The organism is Nocardia sp. NPDC004123 (genome assembly GCF_053603795.1).
The window spans coordinates 103,246-117,642 of sequence record NZ_JBSGGG010000034.1; the positions used below are offsets into that span (position 1 = coordinate 103,246).

Annotated in this window: 15 protein-coding genes; 11 read left to right on the forward strand and 4 right to left on the reverse strand. The window is 69.9% G+C overall.

Annotation, left to right across the window (positions count from 1 at the left end):
* Window positions 1–3: 3 nt before the first annotated feature.
* From gmk to ACWEQQ_RS38555, 5 genes are all read left to right on the forward strand, one after another.
* The gene (gene gmk, locus ACWEQQ_RS38535) at window positions 4–588 is read left to right on the forward strand and encodes a guanylate kinase (RefSeq protein ID WP_364612498.1); all 585 of its coding nucleotides are present in this window, start codon (window positions 4–6) and stop codon (window positions 586–588) included.
* 74 nt (window positions 589–662) lie between these two features.
* The gene (gene rpoZ / locus ACWEQQ_RS38540) at window positions 663–941 is read left to right on the forward strand and encodes a DNA-directed RNA polymerase subunit omega (protein ID WP_067713345.1); all 279 of its coding nucleotides are present in this window, start codon (window positions 663–665) and stop codon (window positions 939–941) included.
* 7 nt (window positions 942–948) lie between these two features.
* Window positions 949–2,169, forward strand: a complete 1,221-nt coding sequence (coaBC, locus tag ACWEQQ_RS38545; RefSeq protein ID WP_452351644.1) for a bifunctional phosphopantothenoylcysteine decarboxylase/phosphopantothenate--cysteine ligase CoaBC — start codon at window positions 949–951, stop codon at window positions 2,167–2,169.
* A 215-nt stretch (window positions 2,170–2,384) separates the two neighbouring features.
* Complete coding sequence (gene metK / locus ACWEQQ_RS38550) at window positions 2,385–3,599, forward strand: methionine adenosyltransferase (protein ID WP_354837423.1); 1,215 nt, start codon at window positions 2,385–2,387, stop codon at window positions 3,597–3,599.
* An 84-nt stretch (window positions 3,600–3,683) separates the two neighbouring features.
* The gene (locus ACWEQQ_RS38555; protein WP_452351645.1) at window positions 3,684–6,212 is read left to right on the forward strand and encodes a primosomal protein N' family DNA-binding protein; all 2,529 of its coding nucleotides are present in this window, start codon (window positions 3,684–3,686) and stop codon (window positions 6,210–6,212) included.
* Window positions 6,213–6,218: 6 nt separating this feature from the next.
* Here the strand turns inward: ACWEQQ_RS38555 and ACWEQQ_RS38560 are convergent, their stop codons facing one another.
* Genes ACWEQQ_RS38560 through ACWEQQ_RS38570 form a run of 3 tightly spaced genes read right to left on the reverse strand, consistent with a single transcriptional unit; the run spans window position 6,219 to window position 7,983 of the window.
* Window positions 6,219–6,656: a MarR family winged helix-turn-helix transcriptional regulator gene (locus ACWEQQ_RS38560; RefSeq protein ID WP_452351646.1), complete on the reverse strand. Its 438-nt coding sequence runs from the start codon at window positions 6,654–6,656 to the stop codon at window positions 6,219–6,221.
* Between the two features lie 10 nt (window positions 6,657–6,666).
* On the reverse strand, window positions 6,667–7,092 hold the full coding sequence (locus ACWEQQ_RS38565) for a hypothetical protein (RefSeq protein WP_452351647.1): 426 nt from the start codon (window positions 7,090–7,092) through the stop codon (window positions 6,667–6,669).
* A gap of 45 nt (window positions 7,093–7,137) precedes the next feature.
* Window positions 7,138–7,983, reverse strand: coding sequence for an SDR family oxidoreductase (locus ACWEQQ_RS38570; protein WP_452351648.1), 846 nt, complete (start codon window positions 7,981–7,983; stop codon window positions 7,138–7,140).
* A 77-nt stretch (window positions 7,984–8,060) separates the two neighbouring features.
* Here ACWEQQ_RS38570 and ACWEQQ_RS38575 point away from each other — a divergent pair, with 77 nt between their 5' ends.
* Window positions 8,061–8,654, forward strand: coding sequence for a TetR/AcrR family transcriptional regulator (locus ACWEQQ_RS38575; protein WP_452340015.1), 594 nt, complete (start codon window positions 8,061–8,063; stop codon window positions 8,652–8,654).
* Window positions 8,655–8,821: 167 nt separating this feature from the next.
* On the opposite strand, the gene ACWEQQ_RS38580 is transcribed toward ACWEQQ_RS38575, so the two are convergent.
* Complete coding sequence (locus ACWEQQ_RS38580; RefSeq protein WP_452351649.1) at window positions 8,822–9,619, reverse strand: ABC transporter ATP-binding protein; 798 nt, start codon at window positions 9,617–9,619, stop codon at window positions 8,822–8,824.
* Between the two features lie 238 nt (window positions 9,620–9,857).
* Between ACWEQQ_RS38580 and ACWEQQ_RS38585 the strand changes: the two genes are divergently transcribed.
* The 5 genes from ACWEQQ_RS38585 (at window position 9,858) to fmt (ending at window position 14,013) form a co-directional block, all read left to right on the forward strand.
* On the forward strand, window positions 9,858–10,547 hold the full coding sequence (locus tag ACWEQQ_RS38585) for an HAD family hydrolase (protein ID WP_452340013.1): 690 nt from the start codon (window positions 9,858–9,860) through the stop codon (window positions 10,545–10,547).
* A gap of 194 nt (window positions 10,548–10,741) precedes the next feature.
* Window positions 10,742–11,338: a PadR family transcriptional regulator gene (locus ACWEQQ_RS38590; protein WP_364613099.1), complete on the forward strand. Its 597-nt coding sequence runs from the start codon at window positions 10,742–10,744 to the stop codon at window positions 11,336–11,338.
* 93 nt (window positions 11,339–11,431) lie between these two features.
* Window positions 11,432–12,451, forward strand: a complete 1,020-nt coding sequence (locus ACWEQQ_RS38595; RefSeq protein WP_379468822.1) for an esterase/lipase family protein — start codon at window positions 11,432–11,434, stop codon at window positions 12,449–12,451.
* 64 nt (window positions 12,452–12,515) lie between these two features.
* Window positions 12,516–13,088, forward strand: a complete 573-nt coding sequence (def, locus tag ACWEQQ_RS38600; protein ID WP_379440082.1) for a peptide deformylase — start codon at window positions 12,516–12,518, stop codon at window positions 13,086–13,088.
* 1 nt (window position 13,089) lies between these two features.
* Window positions 13,090–14,013, forward strand: coding sequence for a methionyl-tRNA formyltransferase (gene fmt, locus ACWEQQ_RS38605; protein ID WP_364612524.1), 924 nt, complete (start codon window positions 13,090–13,092; stop codon window positions 14,011–14,013).
* Window positions 14,014–14,397: the final 384 nt, after the last annotated feature.

Genomic DNA, 14,397 nt, shown 5'->3' on the forward strand with positions numbered 1-14,397 from the left:
AGGGTGGTCGAACACACTCGGAAGGGTCGACTGGTTGTCCTGGTCGGCCCCTCGGCCGTCGGTAAGTCCACCGTCGTGCGCTGCGTGCGCGAACGACTGCCCGAATTGGTATTCAGTGTGTCGGCCACCACCCGGGCTCCGCGGCCCGGGGAGGTCGACGGCCGGGACTACCGATTCGTCACCCGTGAGAAGTTCGACGCCATGATCGCGGCGGGCGAACTGCTCGAATGGGCCGACATCCATGGTGGACTGCAGCGGTCGGGCACCCCGGCCGCACCCGTGCGGGAAGCGCTCACGTCCGGACATCACGTCCTGATCGAGGTGGACCTCGAGGGCGCGCGCTCGATCCGCAAGACCATGCCGGAAGCCAAACTGGTCTTCCTGGCCCCACCCAGCTGGGACGAGCTGGTGTCCCGCCTGACCTCGCGCGGGACGGAATCGCCCGAGGTGATCGAGCGTCGTCTGCAGACCGCTCGCACCGAATTGGCTGCATGTGACGAGTTCGACATCGTCATCGTGAACGACCACGTGACCAGCGCCTGTGAGCAGTTGGTATCGTTGTTCGTTAGCACAAATTCGGGGTCATAGGCCCCGAACTACCGGCTCATCTTCGAAGTGAGCCGGACTCCACCCTTCCGAACAACCCCGCAGGAGTCCTCCTAGTGAGTACGGACATCAAGACCGCGCCCGCCTACGACACTCCGGTCGGCCTCACCAACCCGCCGATCGACGAACTGCTGGAGCGGACTTCGTCCAAGTACGCGCTGGTCATCTACGCGGCCAAGCGGGCGCGGCAGATCAACGATTACTACAACCAGCTCGGCGACGGCATTCTCGAATACGTCGGTCCGCTGGTCGAGCCGGGTCTGCAGGAGAAGCCGCTGTCGGTGGCGATGCGCGAGATCCACGCCGACCTGCTCGAGCACTCCGAAGGGGAGTAGTCCCGCGGTGACCCGGATCGTCGTCGGAGTCGGCGGCGGTATCGCCGCCTACAAGAGCTGCAACCTCGTGCGCCGGTTCACCGAAACCGGGCACGAGGTTCGTGTCATTCCCACCGAGTCGGCGCTGCAATTCGTCGGCAAGGCCACCTTCGAGGCGCTGTCCGGCCACCCCGTGCACACCGGTGTCTTCGCCGATGTGCCCGAGGTGCCGCACGTGCGCCTCGGCCAGGAGGCCGACCTGGTCGTCATCGCCCCCGCCACCGCGGACCTCATGGCCCGCGCCGCGCAGGGCCGCGCCGACGATCTGCTGACCGCGACGCTGCTGACCGCGCGCTGTCCGATCCTGTTCGCCCCGGCCATGCACACCGAGATGTGGGAGCACCCGGCCACCCGGGCGAACGTGGCGACGCTGCGCGCGCACGGCGCCGTGGTCATGGAACCGGCCTCGGGCCGGCTGACCGGCACCGACACCGGCCCGGGCCGGCTGCCCGAGCCGGAGGAGATCTTCGGTCTGGCCCGGCTGCTGCTCGAACGTGCCGACGCCCTGCCGCGCGACCTCGAGGGCCGCCGCGTCGTGGTGTCCGCGGGCGGCACCCGGGAACCGCTGGATCCGGTGCGTTTCCTGGGCAATCGGAGTTCCGGCAAGCAGGGCTACGCGATCGCCCGCCTGGCCGCCCAGCGCGGTGCGCAGGTGACGCTGATCGCGGGCAATACCGTCGGGCTCGAGCCGCCGGCCGCGGTCGAGGTCGTGCACGTGACCACCGCCGAACAGCTGAAGGTGGCCGTCGACAAGCACTCGCTGGGTGCGGACGCGGTCGTCATGGCCGCGGCGGTGGCCGACTTCCGTCCGGTGAACGTGGCGGCGGCTAAGATCAAAAAGGGTGCGGGAGAACCGGATTCGATCGCGCTCGCCAAGACACCGGATATCCTGGCCGGGTTGGTGCAGTCCCGTCGCGACGGGCACCTACCGGGCACCGCGATCGTCGGCTTCGCCGCCGAGACCGGGGACGAGCACGCGGATGTGCTCACCCACGCCCGGGCCAAACTGGCCCGCAAAGGCTGCGACCTGCTGGTCGTGAATGCCGTCGGGGAGGGGAAGGCCTTCGAGGTCGACACCAACGACGGCTGGTTGCTCGGTGCCGACGGCACCGAGATCGCCCTGGACCACGGGTCCAAGGCACTGCTGGCCAGCCGGGTGCTGGATGCACTCGGCCCCTTGCTCCGCTGAAGCCTCGGCACCGCAGGGTTCGGGCACTTGCCGCTGCCCCCGCTGGGGCGGCAGATTAACGGCGACTGTCTGAGTCACGATGTGTTCTTAACGAGGGCGGCTCGCCCCTGTGACGAACATATTGGAATAACCTGAGACAAAGGGTTGTGCGATGCAGCGGAGACGCTACTGTCGCCACCCGATACGAGAAACCCGTTGAGGGAGAGGGAACAACTGTGCGCACGTCTGGCAGCCGCCTATTCACCAGTGAGTCGGTGACCGAGGGTCACCCCGACAAGATCTGTGATGCCATCAGCGATTCCATCCTCGACGCGTTGCTCGCGGCCGATCCGCGCAGCCGGGTCGCGGTGGAGACCCTGGTGACCACCGGTCAGGTACACGTGGCCGGTGAGGTCACCACCACGGCCTACGCCGATATTCCGACCATCGTCCGCGAGAAGGTCCTGGAGATCGGGTACGACTCCTCGGCAAAGGGGTTCGACGGCGCCTCCTGCGGTGTGAACGTCGCCATCGGCGCCCAGTCGCCGGACATCGCCATGGGCGTGGACACCTCGCACGAGGCCCGCGTGGGCGGCGAGGACGACGAGATCGCCCGTCAGGGCGCGGGCGACCAGGGCCTGATGTTCGGCTACGCCACCGTCGAGACCCCCGAGCTGATGCCGCTGCCGATCTCGCTGGCGCACAAGCTGTCTCGCCGCCTGACCGAGGTCCGCAAGTCCGGCGTGCTGCCGTACCTGCGTCCCGATGGCAAGACCCAGGTCACCATCGAGTACGACGGCGCCATCCCCAAGCGCCTCGACACCGTGGTCATCTCGACCCAGCACGCGGCCGACATCGACCTGGACAACCTGCTCACCCCGGACATCCGCGAGAAGGTCGTCGACGCGGTGCTCGGCGAGCTCCAGCTGCCCAACCCGCTGGACACCTCCGATGTCCGCCTGCTGGTCAACCCGACCGGCAAGTTCGTGCTCGGTGGACCCATGGGTGACGCGGGCCTGACCGGCCGCAAGATCATCGTCGACACCTACGGCGGCATGGCCCGCCACGGCGGCGGCGCCTTCTCGGGCAAGGACCCGTCGAAGGTCGACCGCTCGGCCGCCTACGCCATGCGCTGGGTCGCCAAGAATGTCGTCGCCGCCGGCCTGGCCGAGCGGGTCGAGGTCCAGGTCGCCTACGCCATCGGCAAGGCCGCCCCGGTCGGTCTGTTCGTCGAGACCTTCGGCACCGAGCTGATCGACCCGATCAAGATCTCCGACGCCATCGGTCAGGTCTTCGACCTGCGTCCCGGCGCGATCATCCGCGACCTGGACCTGCTGCGCCCGATCTACGCGCCGACCGCCGCCTACGGCCACTTCGGCCGCACCGACGTCGATCTGCCGTGGGAGCGCACCGACCGCGCGGAGAAGCTGCGTGCGGCCGCCGGGCTGTAATTGAGCGGCACCCCACCACTCTCGACGGGAGCGTCGGGCACGGAGAACCTCTCCGAGTCCGACGCTCCCGCCAAGCGCAGGGGGGTGGAGCGCGTTGGCGAGTTCCGCCCGATCGCGCGGGTCCTGCCCCTGCTCGAACCCGCGCACCTGGACCGGGATTTCGACTACCTGGTCCCGCCCGAGATGGACGAACTCGCCCAGCCCGGCGTCCGTGTCCGCGTCCGCTTCTCCGGCCGCCTCGTCGACGGCTACCTCCTCGAACGCCGCGAAAAGTCCGATCACACCGGCAAACTCGTCCGCCTCGAACGCGTCGTCTCCGGCGAACGCGTCCTCACCCCGGAGATCCTCGCCCTCGTCACGGCCGTGGCCGCCCGTTACGCGGGCACCCGCGCCGACGTCCTCCGCCTCGCCATCCCGCCCCGCCACGCCAAGGTCGAATCGGAGGGCGTGGAAAAGCCCGAAAAGCCCAAGCGCACTTCGAAGAAGAGCCCACCGGCCGCTGATCCGGTTGTGGCAGCCGATGACTCGGCCCACGCCGGCGTTACGCAGGCCCGCGCCATCGCATCGCATCCGAGTGACGCGGCGATCTCCGTCGTGGCCGGAAACGCTGAAGACGCTGCCGCGCAAACCGTTCCGCAAGGTGTCGAGTCCGTGGGGGAGTCGGCGCTCGCGATGGCGGAAGGCGGAGGCGACATCGGGTACGCCGCGTACGGCGAGGGCGCGGACACCGTCCCGGTCCTGGGCAGCGATGTATCCGCCGCGGATGAGGTGACTCTTGTCGCCGACAGAGATTCGGTGTCGATGTCTGTGGCCGTCGATTCGGGCGCGCTCGCCGCCGAAAGCTCGACGGGAACCGTTGCGGCGCAGCCTGATCTGGTTGTGCTCGCTGCCGGCGACCACTCGACGGCTTCGGCGGCCGCGGTGCCGGCGGGCGAGTCGGGGCAACAGCCGGTGACTGCTGCTTCGCCGACGTCGGCCGCAGAGTTCCCGGCGTGGGGGCGGTATGTCCACGGGCATTCGTTCCTGGGCGCGCTGGCGGCAGGGCGCGGGCCGCGGGCGGGGTGGCAGGCATTGCCGGGGGAGGACTGGGCGCGGCGGCTGGCGGAGCTGGCGGCGGTGACCGTGCGTGGCGGGCGCAGTGCGGTGATCATGGTGCCGGATCAGCGGGATCTGGATCGGGTGCTGGGGGAATGTGTTGCGCTGGTGGGGGAGTCGGCGGTGGGGTTGGCGGCGGGGTTGGGGCCCTCGGCGCGGTATCGGCGGTGGCTGTGGGTGTTGCGGGGAAAGGCGCGGGTCGTCGTGGGGACGCGGAGTGCCGTGTTCTCGCCGGTGAAAGACCTTGGGCTGATCGCCATCTGGGATGACGGGGACGACACCTTCGCCGAACCGCGGTCGCCGTATCCGCATGCGCGGGAAGTGGCCATGTTGCGGGCGCACGAGACCGGGGCGGCGTTCGTGGCGGGCGGGTTCTCGCGGACGGCCGAGGTGCAGGCGATCGTCGAATCCGGCTGGGCGCACGATCTGCTCGCGGATCGGGCCGTGGTGCGGCAGGCCATGCCCCGCATCACCGCGCCCGGCGACACCGACGCGGCATTGGAGCGGGACCCGATCGCGCAGGCCATCCGCATTCCGGCCGTGGCGTTCACGGAGGCGCGCAAGGCGATCAAAGCCGGTGGGCCGGTGCTGGTTCAGGTGCCGCGGCGCGGATACATCCCGGCGCTCGCCTGCGCCAAGTGCCGGACCCCGGCACGCTGCCGCCATTGCAACGGTCCACTGGCGCTGCCGGACAGCGCGCCCGCGTCACGTGGCGCGCTGCGCAGCGGGCGGGAAGGGGTGGCCGAGGCACAGAGCCCGGCCTGCCGCTGGTGCGGGATCACCGAGGCGGCCTTCCGCTGCGGAGCCTGCGGATCGCGGGCGCTGCGGGCCGTCGTCATCGGTGCGTCGCGCACGGCCGAAGAACTGGGACGCGCGTTTCCCGGTGTGCCCGTACGAGGTTCGGGCGGGTCGTCGATCCTGAACACCGTGCCGGAAGGCCCGCAGGTCGTGGTGTCCACCATCGGCGCGGAACCCCGGGTGACCGGCGGTTACGCCGTCGCCATGCTGCTCGACGGCTGGGCCCTGCTCGGCCGCGCCGATCTCCGCGCCGCCGAAGATGCCCTGCGCCGCTGGATGTCGGCCGCGGCGCTGGTGCGCCCCGGCGGCCGGGTCATCGTCATGGCGGACGCCGGGATCCCGACCGTGCAGGCGCTGGTGCGCTGGGACCCGGTGTGGCACGCCGGTTTCGAGCTCGAGCAGCGCACCGAGGTGCGCTTCCCGCCCGCGGTCCGCTTCGCCGCCATCGACGGCACACCGGACTCCATCGCCGAATTGCTCGGCGAGGCACAGCTCCCCGACGGTGTGGAGATCCTGGGCCCGGTGCCGCTGCCGCCGGGTGCGCGAAAGCCGTTCTCCTCCGGAGACTCTCCCGCCGAGGTCGAACGCATGATCCTGCGCGCCGACCGCGCCACCGGCGCCGCTCTCTCCCGGGCCCTCACCGCCGCTCAGGCCGTCCGCAGCACCCATCGCTCCGACGCGCCCCTGCGCGTCCAGATCGACCCCATCGACATCGGCTGAACCTGGTCAGGGGCCGCTGATTTCGTCACGGGGGAGGGCGGCGAGGGTGATGAGGGCATTGAGGAAGCCGCGGCGATCGGCGGCGGGGAGCTTGCCCAGCAGGTGATCCTCGTGGGCCTGGATCCCGGCCTGCGCCGCATCACGCAGGCGACGGCCCTCGGGCGTGAGGGCGAGCAGCCGGGCGCGGCGGTCGGCCGGATCGGGGTGGCGTTCGATGAGGCCGCGCTCCTGCAGGTCGTCGAGCACCGCGATGATGCGCGTCTTGTCCGCCCCGATCTCCTGCGCCAGCACGCCCTGACCCCGCGCGGGCCCCTCGTCCAGATGCAGCAGCACGACGTACGCCCACATGGTGAGTCCGTGTGCGGTGAGCACCGGTTGCTCCGCCGCCATGAGGGCGCGGCCCAGGGGGACGATCATCGCTGCCAGGTCCGGACGGTCTGTCATGCGGACAAGATTAGGCGGCGCGCCGGTGCGGCCTTTCGATCGTGTCGCCGGCGCGGGTCAGAATCGCGTCGGCGTCGAACTTTTCGGCCTGCCAGGAGTCGACGCCGATGCCGACCCGGCCGCGCCAGGCTCGCACGATCGCGGTGTGCACCGGCCACCGCACGAACCGGCGCATATCCCGCTCCGACTCCCACACCGAGATCGAGCCGCCGCGGAACTCGGCCGGCCTGCCCCACAGCCACAGGCCGATCGCGCCCTGCATGACCGGCCACGTTTTCCCCAATTCCAGCCCGGTCGTATAGATCTCGCGCGACTCCGTCTCCGAACTCGCGAGGAAATCGGTGACGCTGACGAAGACCGGGCCCGAGAGCTGGTGATTCGGGCCGGGATTCCACGGCATCAGCACGGTCCCGTCCGAGAACGATTTAGTATGCATACGCTTACGATAAGCGATAGCATACTAAATGTTCAATGGCGAGATTCACCGGAAGGCCGGAGCCACGCGGGCCGCCCATTCGGCGTATCCGGTTGCCCGCCGGCCCAGCACCCGCTCGACATCACCGCTGACCAGCTGCTCCTCGGGCGTCGGCTCGCCGAGGATGGTGAGCGTGTGGTCCGCGACCGATTCCGGCATGAACCGCAGCATGTTCACCCGGGCCTGCTCGCGGGTGAGCTCCGCGAACCGCAGCGGCTCGCCCAGTGCGGCCGCCAGCGCCTGTGCCTGCTGGCGCGGGGTGACGAGCTCGGGGCCGGTCACCGTGTAGACCTGCCGGTCATGGCCGTCCTCCCGCAGCGCCGCCGCGGCCATGGCCGCGATATCGGCCGGATCCACCTGCGGCAGGCCGACATCCCCGAACGGCGCGGGAATCATCCGCTCGGCCCGCACCGGCTCGATCCAGGCGAAGGTATTGCTGAAGAACCCGCCCGGCCGCAGCACCGTCCACTCCAGATCCGAAGCGGCCAGCGCCTTCTCGAATTCCAGCGTGCGGGCGTAGCCGTCGCTGCCCGGCCGCGTCACCGCGCCCTGCGAGGACAGGAACACCACTCGCCGGACACCCGCCGCCGCAACGGTTTCCAGCACCTCGGCGACCGCCGGTCCCGTCACCAGCTGCGGGCCCGTGATGAGCAGGAACAACGCCCGCGCACCCGCCACCGCCTCGGCGAGGCTGTCCAGCTCCCCGATATCGGCGCGGCGGTGCTCGGCGCCCTCGGGCAGATCCACCGGCTTCTCGCCGCGTGACACCGCGACCACCTTCTCGCCGGCCTCCGCGAGCTCCCGCACGAGAGCGCTGCCGACATTTCCGGTCGCACCGGTTACCACGATCATCTGTCCACTCCTGAGTTAGTTGGCTGACTAACTCGAACCTTAGGGCATGTGACCGGGCATTGTCTATAGTTAGTTGTATGACTAACTCAGCGCCGCGAGCGGCGACCCCGAAGGCCGGGAAGCGGGAGCGGCTCGCGGACGCGGCGGCCAAGGTCTTCCACGAACAGGGCGTCGAGAAGACGACCATCGCCGATATCGCGCGCGCCGCCGAGGTGCCGGTGGGCAATGTCTACTATTACTTCAAGACAAAAGACCAGCTGGTCCAGGCCGCGATCGGCGCCCACGCCCGTACCGCCCAGGAGATCATCGCGGCCCTGGAGCTCTTCGATGCCCCCGCCGAACGACTGAAGGCCCTGGTCCGCGGCTGGGTCGACCAGCGCGACCTCGCCGCCCAATTCGGTTGCCCCTCCGGCTCTCTCGCCACCGAACTCGACAAACGCGCCGACGGCCTGGACCGTGAACTGGCCGCCGTCATGCGCGGCCTCTTGGACTGGATCGACACCCAGTTCGCCGCCATGGGCCGCACCGACTCCCATGAACTGGCCGTCGCCCTCCTGGCCGCCTACCAGGGAATCTCCCTGCTCACCAACACCTTCCGCGACCCCGCGATGATGGAAGCCGAAGGCGCACGCCTGGAACGCTGGATCGACTCCCTCGTCCCCGCAACCTGAGTGCCCCCATCTCGCCGCGAGGCGGATAGGCCCATTCGGGCAGGTGAGCGGCTCGGGTCAGCTGGTCGAGTGCAATCTCGTGAAGCCCGGCGCGCACGCCGGATGTGGATGCGTGAGCGTGGTGCCGGTCGTGCGGTTCGGGGCCCGGGCGGTGCGGTGAGTTCGGGTCAGTTCAGTTGGGGCTGAGCGGGTCTCACGGACCAGCGGCCCTCGTCGCGGAGGATGCGGACCGGGTGGTCGAAGCAGGCGCTGATGTGGGCGGTGGTGATCACCTCGCTGACCGGGCCCGCGGCGACCGTGCGGCCGTTGCGCAGGAGCATGGCGTGGGTGGTGCCCGGCGGGAGTTCTTCCAGATGGTGGGTGACCAGGACCGAGGCGAGGCCGGGGTGGGCGCGCTGGAGCAGGTCGAGGCGTTCCAGGAGTTGTTCGCGCCCGGCCAGATCCAGGCCGGTGGCGGGTTCGTCGAGCAGGAGCAGGCGCGGGTTGGGCATGAGGGCGCGGGCGATCAGGGTGCGGCCGCGCTGGCCCTGGGACAGGATCTGCCAGTCGGCGTCACGGCGGTGGGACAGGCCGAGCAGGTCGATCAGGCGGTCGGCCTCGGCGAGCTGGGCGGGCGTGGCGTGCCAGCGGGGGATGAGCCCGGCGGTGTTGGTCGCGCCGGTGATCACCACGGCACGGACCGTGAGCGGGCCGCTCGGAGTGTGGCGCGGATCGACATGGCCGATACCGGCCCGCAGCGCGCGCATGTCCACCCGGCCCAGCCGCTCCCCGAGCACCTCCACGCTGCCCCGGGTCGGATGCTCGAACGCGCCGAGCATGCGCAGCAAGGTGGTCTTGCCCGCGCCGTTGGGACCCAATAGCGCCCAGTGCTCACCGGCGCGCACGGTGAGCGAAACCCCTTGCAGGATGGGGTTTCCGCCGCGCACCACCGTCACGTCGCTCACGTTCAGCACCGGATCCGTCATGGGTCCACCGTAGCAAATTCCTCAGACAAGTTGAGGAGTGGTGGTTCGGCTCACGGGCTGGCGGGGCAATCCGCGAGCGGGCTGACCGGTCGCCGCGGTGTCGCGGGTGACCCGGTGTGGTTGCGCGGTGACCACATGAACATCTGCTGTGGCGCGCGGGCTGGATACGATGAGTCTGCTTCTGTAAGTACGGGATTCGGCGACCTTCTCGGCGGGGTCACCTGTGTAGGGTGGCGGGATGGCGATCGACGCGGTGCTGTTCGACTTCTCCGGTACGGTTTTCCGGTTCGAGGAGTCCGCGTTCCACGACGCACAGCTCACCGACGCCGCCGGTCGCCTGCTCGATACCCACGAGATCGCCGAGATCATGCGTCGGCTCACCGCGCCCGTGGGGCAGATCGTGCGGTTCGACGCCGAGGGTCAATACGCCTGGGAGAACCGGGATCTCGATCCGGCGCTGCATCGCCGCGCCTATCTGGAGGTGCTCGAGCAGACCGGTGTTCCGCTCGCGCAGGCTCTGCAGGTCTACGAGCTGCTGCTCGATCCGGACGGCTGGACGCCTTACCCGGATACCGGCGAGGTGCTGCGCGCGCTGCACGAGAGCGGCGTGCGGGTGGGCATCGTCAGCAATATCGCGTTCGACATCCGCCCGGCCTTCGCCGATCGCGGCTGGGATCGATATATCGGCGATTACGCGCTGTCCTTCGAAGTCGGTGCGATCAAACCCGACGCGCGCATCTTCAAATCGGCCCTCGACAACCTCGGCGCGACCCCTGCGAACACCCTCATGGTCGGCGACAGCGCCGAGGCCGACGGTGGCGCGGCCGCTATCGGCTGCGCATTCGCCCTGGTCGACCCGCTACCGACGGTGGATCGTCCGTCCGGGCTGTGGGAGGCCGTACGCGCCCATGGTCTCTTGACCGCCTAAGTCCAAACCGGACGGTTTGTGTCTCGTCTCACCCTTGTTGTGGATAGATTGTCGATATATCGTCGATAGCAACAAACACAACGACGAGCCTTGAAGGAGGCACGACCATGGAAAACATGGACAACATCGAACGGGGCCGCGGCCCCTGGCGGCGACTGCGCGCCGAAGAGCAGCAGGGCCCTGAACACCCGCGGATGCGTCGCGGCGGCCCGCGTGGCCCGCGCGGCGACTTCGGCCCGCACCGCCACGGCCACGGTCGTGGTTTCGGCCCGGACTTCGGTCCCGGCTTCGGACCCGGTCCGCACTTCGGCCGCGGTCGCGGCCGGGGCGGGCGCGGCCGGCGCGGCGATGTCCGCGCGGCCATCCTCCTGCTGCTGCAGGAGCGGCCCATGCACGGCTACGAGCTGATCCAGCAGATTCGCGAACGCAGCCAGGATGTCTGGCGTCCCAGCCCCGGCTCCATCTACCCCGCGCTCGCGCAGCTCGAGGACGAGGGACTGGTGCTGATCGAGAAGGTGTCGGGTCGAAAGACGGCCAAGCTCACCGAATCCGGTGTCGAGTACGTCGAGGCCAACCGCGCCGAGCTGGGCGATCCCTGGCAGGACGTCAAGGACGGTGTCGGCGATCAGGCCCTGGACCTGCGCGGACTGGTCGGCCAGCTGATGGGCGCGGTCGCCCAGGTGGCCGCGGTCGGCACGCAGGAGCAGGCGGCCAAGGCGGCGGAGGTGCTCACCGAGGCGCGCCGCTCGCTCTACCGGATCCTCGCCGAGGACGACACACCCGAAAAGTAATGGCCTCGAAACCCCGCTTCTCGCTGGAACATTCGGGCTGATTCCGACGAAGATCGTGACATGGGACAAAAGCGCCCCATGCGATCTTGTGACATGGGACAACAGAGGAGCCGGACCCGCGCACTGCGCCGCGTGGCACCGGTGGGGGTGATGGCGCTGGCGGCCGCCGTGATCGGTACGGCCGCCACACCGACGGGGACGTACGCACAGGCCGAACCGGCCGTGACTCCGGTACTTCAGGTACCGGCGCAACAGGGGCCGCCGCAGACCGAACATCTGGCGGCGGCCCGCTATCTCAAGGAGCATCCGGACGCGGCGCCCCAGGGCGCCAACGACTTCGGCTGCAAACCGACCGCGGAGCATCCGCGCCCGGTGGTGCTCGCACACGGCACCGATTCCTCGGCCTACTCCGACTGGTCGGGCATCAGCCCACTGCTGGCCCAGGCCGGGATCTGCGTATTCGCCCTCAACTACGGCGGCAAACCCGGCAAGGACACCTACGGCACCGAGGACGTGTGGGCCAGCTCCGCGCAGATCGGCACCTTCGTCGATCAGGTGCTCGCCGCGACCGGGGCCACCCAGGTGGATCTGGTCGGATTCTCGCAGGGCGCCAGCGTGACCCGGTACTGGATCAACAAGCTCGGCGGCGCGCCGAAGGTCGGCCAGTGGATCGGCCTGGCCTCGCCCAGCTACGGCGGGATCATGTACGGGCTGGTGCCGATCGCCGACGCGGTGCCGGGCATCTACAAGCTCGTGGAGATGGGGTCGTCCACCGCCGCCATTCAACAGGCGGCCGGATCGCCGTTCATCAAGGACCTGAACGCGGGCGGCGACACGGTGCCCGGTGTGAAATACACGACGATCGGCAGCCGCGTCGATGAAATGATCCAGCCCAACACCAACATCGCGCTGCATGGCGCGGGCGCCACCAATATCGTGCTGCAGGAGCAGTGCGCGGAGGACCTGACCGGGCATTTCCACCTGGTGTACGACCCGTTCGTGCAGCGGCTGGTGGTCAATCTGCTCGATCCCGCGCACCCCGTGACACCGGCCTGCGTGCCGGTCGCACTGGGCACCGGCATCAGCGATGTCGTGTTGGCGGCGCATTCCTGATCAGGGTGGTCACGGGCGTCCGTAAAATGAGACGACCGTATTCGTTCGCTATCGGGAGCTGCCCGTGACCATCCAGCCTGTCCGCCTGTTCGGCGATCCGATCCTGCGCGCCCGCGCGGCGGAGGTCGAGACGTTCGACCGGGAGGTGCGCCAGCTGGTGACCGACCTCATCGACACCATGTACGAGAGCGGGGGCGTCGGCATGGCGGCCCCGCAGATCGGGGTCGGGCTACGGGTATTCGTCTACGACACCGGCGACGCGCAGGGGCATCTGATCAACCCGGTCTTCGAGGTGATCGGCGACGAGACCCAGACCGGACCGGAGGGCTGCCTGTCGATTCCGGGCGTGCGCTTCGACGTGACGCGCCCGCTGACCGTGCTGGCCCGCGGTGTCGACATGGACGGCAAGCCCGTCGAATTCCGGGCCGAGGGGCTGCTGGCGCGCTGCGTGCAGCACGAGACCGACCACCTCGACGGGGTGCTGTTCCTGCAGCGCCTGGAGTCGGCCTCGCGCAAGGAGGCCATGCGTACCATCCGGGAATCCGGTTGGTTCACACAGGGAGTCACGGTGCTGCCGGCGTCCGAGATCGGTGGCGGGCGTCGCGCGGCGGCCGGTGACCGGGAACGGAGTCGCTGATATGCGTCTGGTCTTCGCAGGAACCCCCGAACCGGCGGTGCCGTCGCTGCGGCGGCTCATCGAATCTTCCAGGCACGAGGTGGTCGGGGTGGTGACCCGGCCGGACGCGGTGGCCGGACGCGGCCGCAAGATCACCCGCTCGCCCATCGGGCGGCTGGCCGACGAGCACGGGATTCCCGTGTTCACGCCCAAGCGGCCGTCGGAGCCCGAATTCATCGAGCAGCTCACGGCTTTGGCGCCCGACTGCTGCCCGGTGGTGGCCTACGGCGCGCTGCTGCCCGAGCCGGTGCTCGACATCCCCCGGCACGGCTGGATCAACCTGCACTTCTCGCTGCTGCCCGCCTGGCGCGGCGCCGCACCGGTGCAGGCCGCCATCCTCGCCGGTGACGAGTACACCGGCGCGTCGACCTTCCGCATCGAGAAGGGCCTCGACACCGGTCCGGTCTTCGGCACCATGACCGAGCGCATCGCCGTCGCCGACACCGCGGGCTCGCTGCTGGAGCGGCTCGCCGACAGCGGTTCGGTCCTGCTGGAATCCACCCTCGACGCCGTGGAAGACGGCACCGTGCACGCGATTCCGCAGCCCCTGGACGGTATCTCCTACGCCCCCAAGGTGGATCCCGAGGCCGGCCGCATCCGCTGGAGCCAGCCCGCCCTCGCCATCGACCGCCGGATTCGCGCGGTCACCCCCGCCCCCGGCGCCTGGACCGAAATCGACGGCAAACGCCTCAAACTCGGCCCGGTCGAAATGGTGGAGGAGACGCTCCCGGTCGGCACCATCGACATCCGCAAGACCGGCGTCTACCTCGGCACCGCCAGCACCGCGGTCCGCCTCACCCAGGTCCAGCCCCAGGGCAAACGCATGATGCCCGCCCTGGACTGGGCCCGCGGCGCCCGCCTCGAGCCCGGCACGGTGGTCGAGTGACCCGCCCGGACGGAGAAGGCCGCGACCGCGATTCGCGCACCGGCGGTCGCCCGCAGTCCGGCGACGGCGACCAGCGCCGCGGCTTCCGGCGCTCCGCATCCACCGGGGATTCGGGCACCTCGCGGGCGAGCGACCGATCCCAGGGCGATCAGCGCCGCGCGCCGGGATACCCAACCGACGACACCCGCGGCGCGAACTCGCGGGGCGGCCCGCAGTCCGGCGCGGGTGACCAGCGTCGCGGCTTCCGCCGCTCCGCCGAGGCGGCAGGCGATTCGGGTGCGGGGGGGGGCGCCGCCGAGCCGGGGGGCCCCCGGGGGGGCGCGCCGCGGGCCGCGGGGGGGGAGGGGGCGCCCAAAGGCGGGGACACCCAAAAGGGCGGGGAAA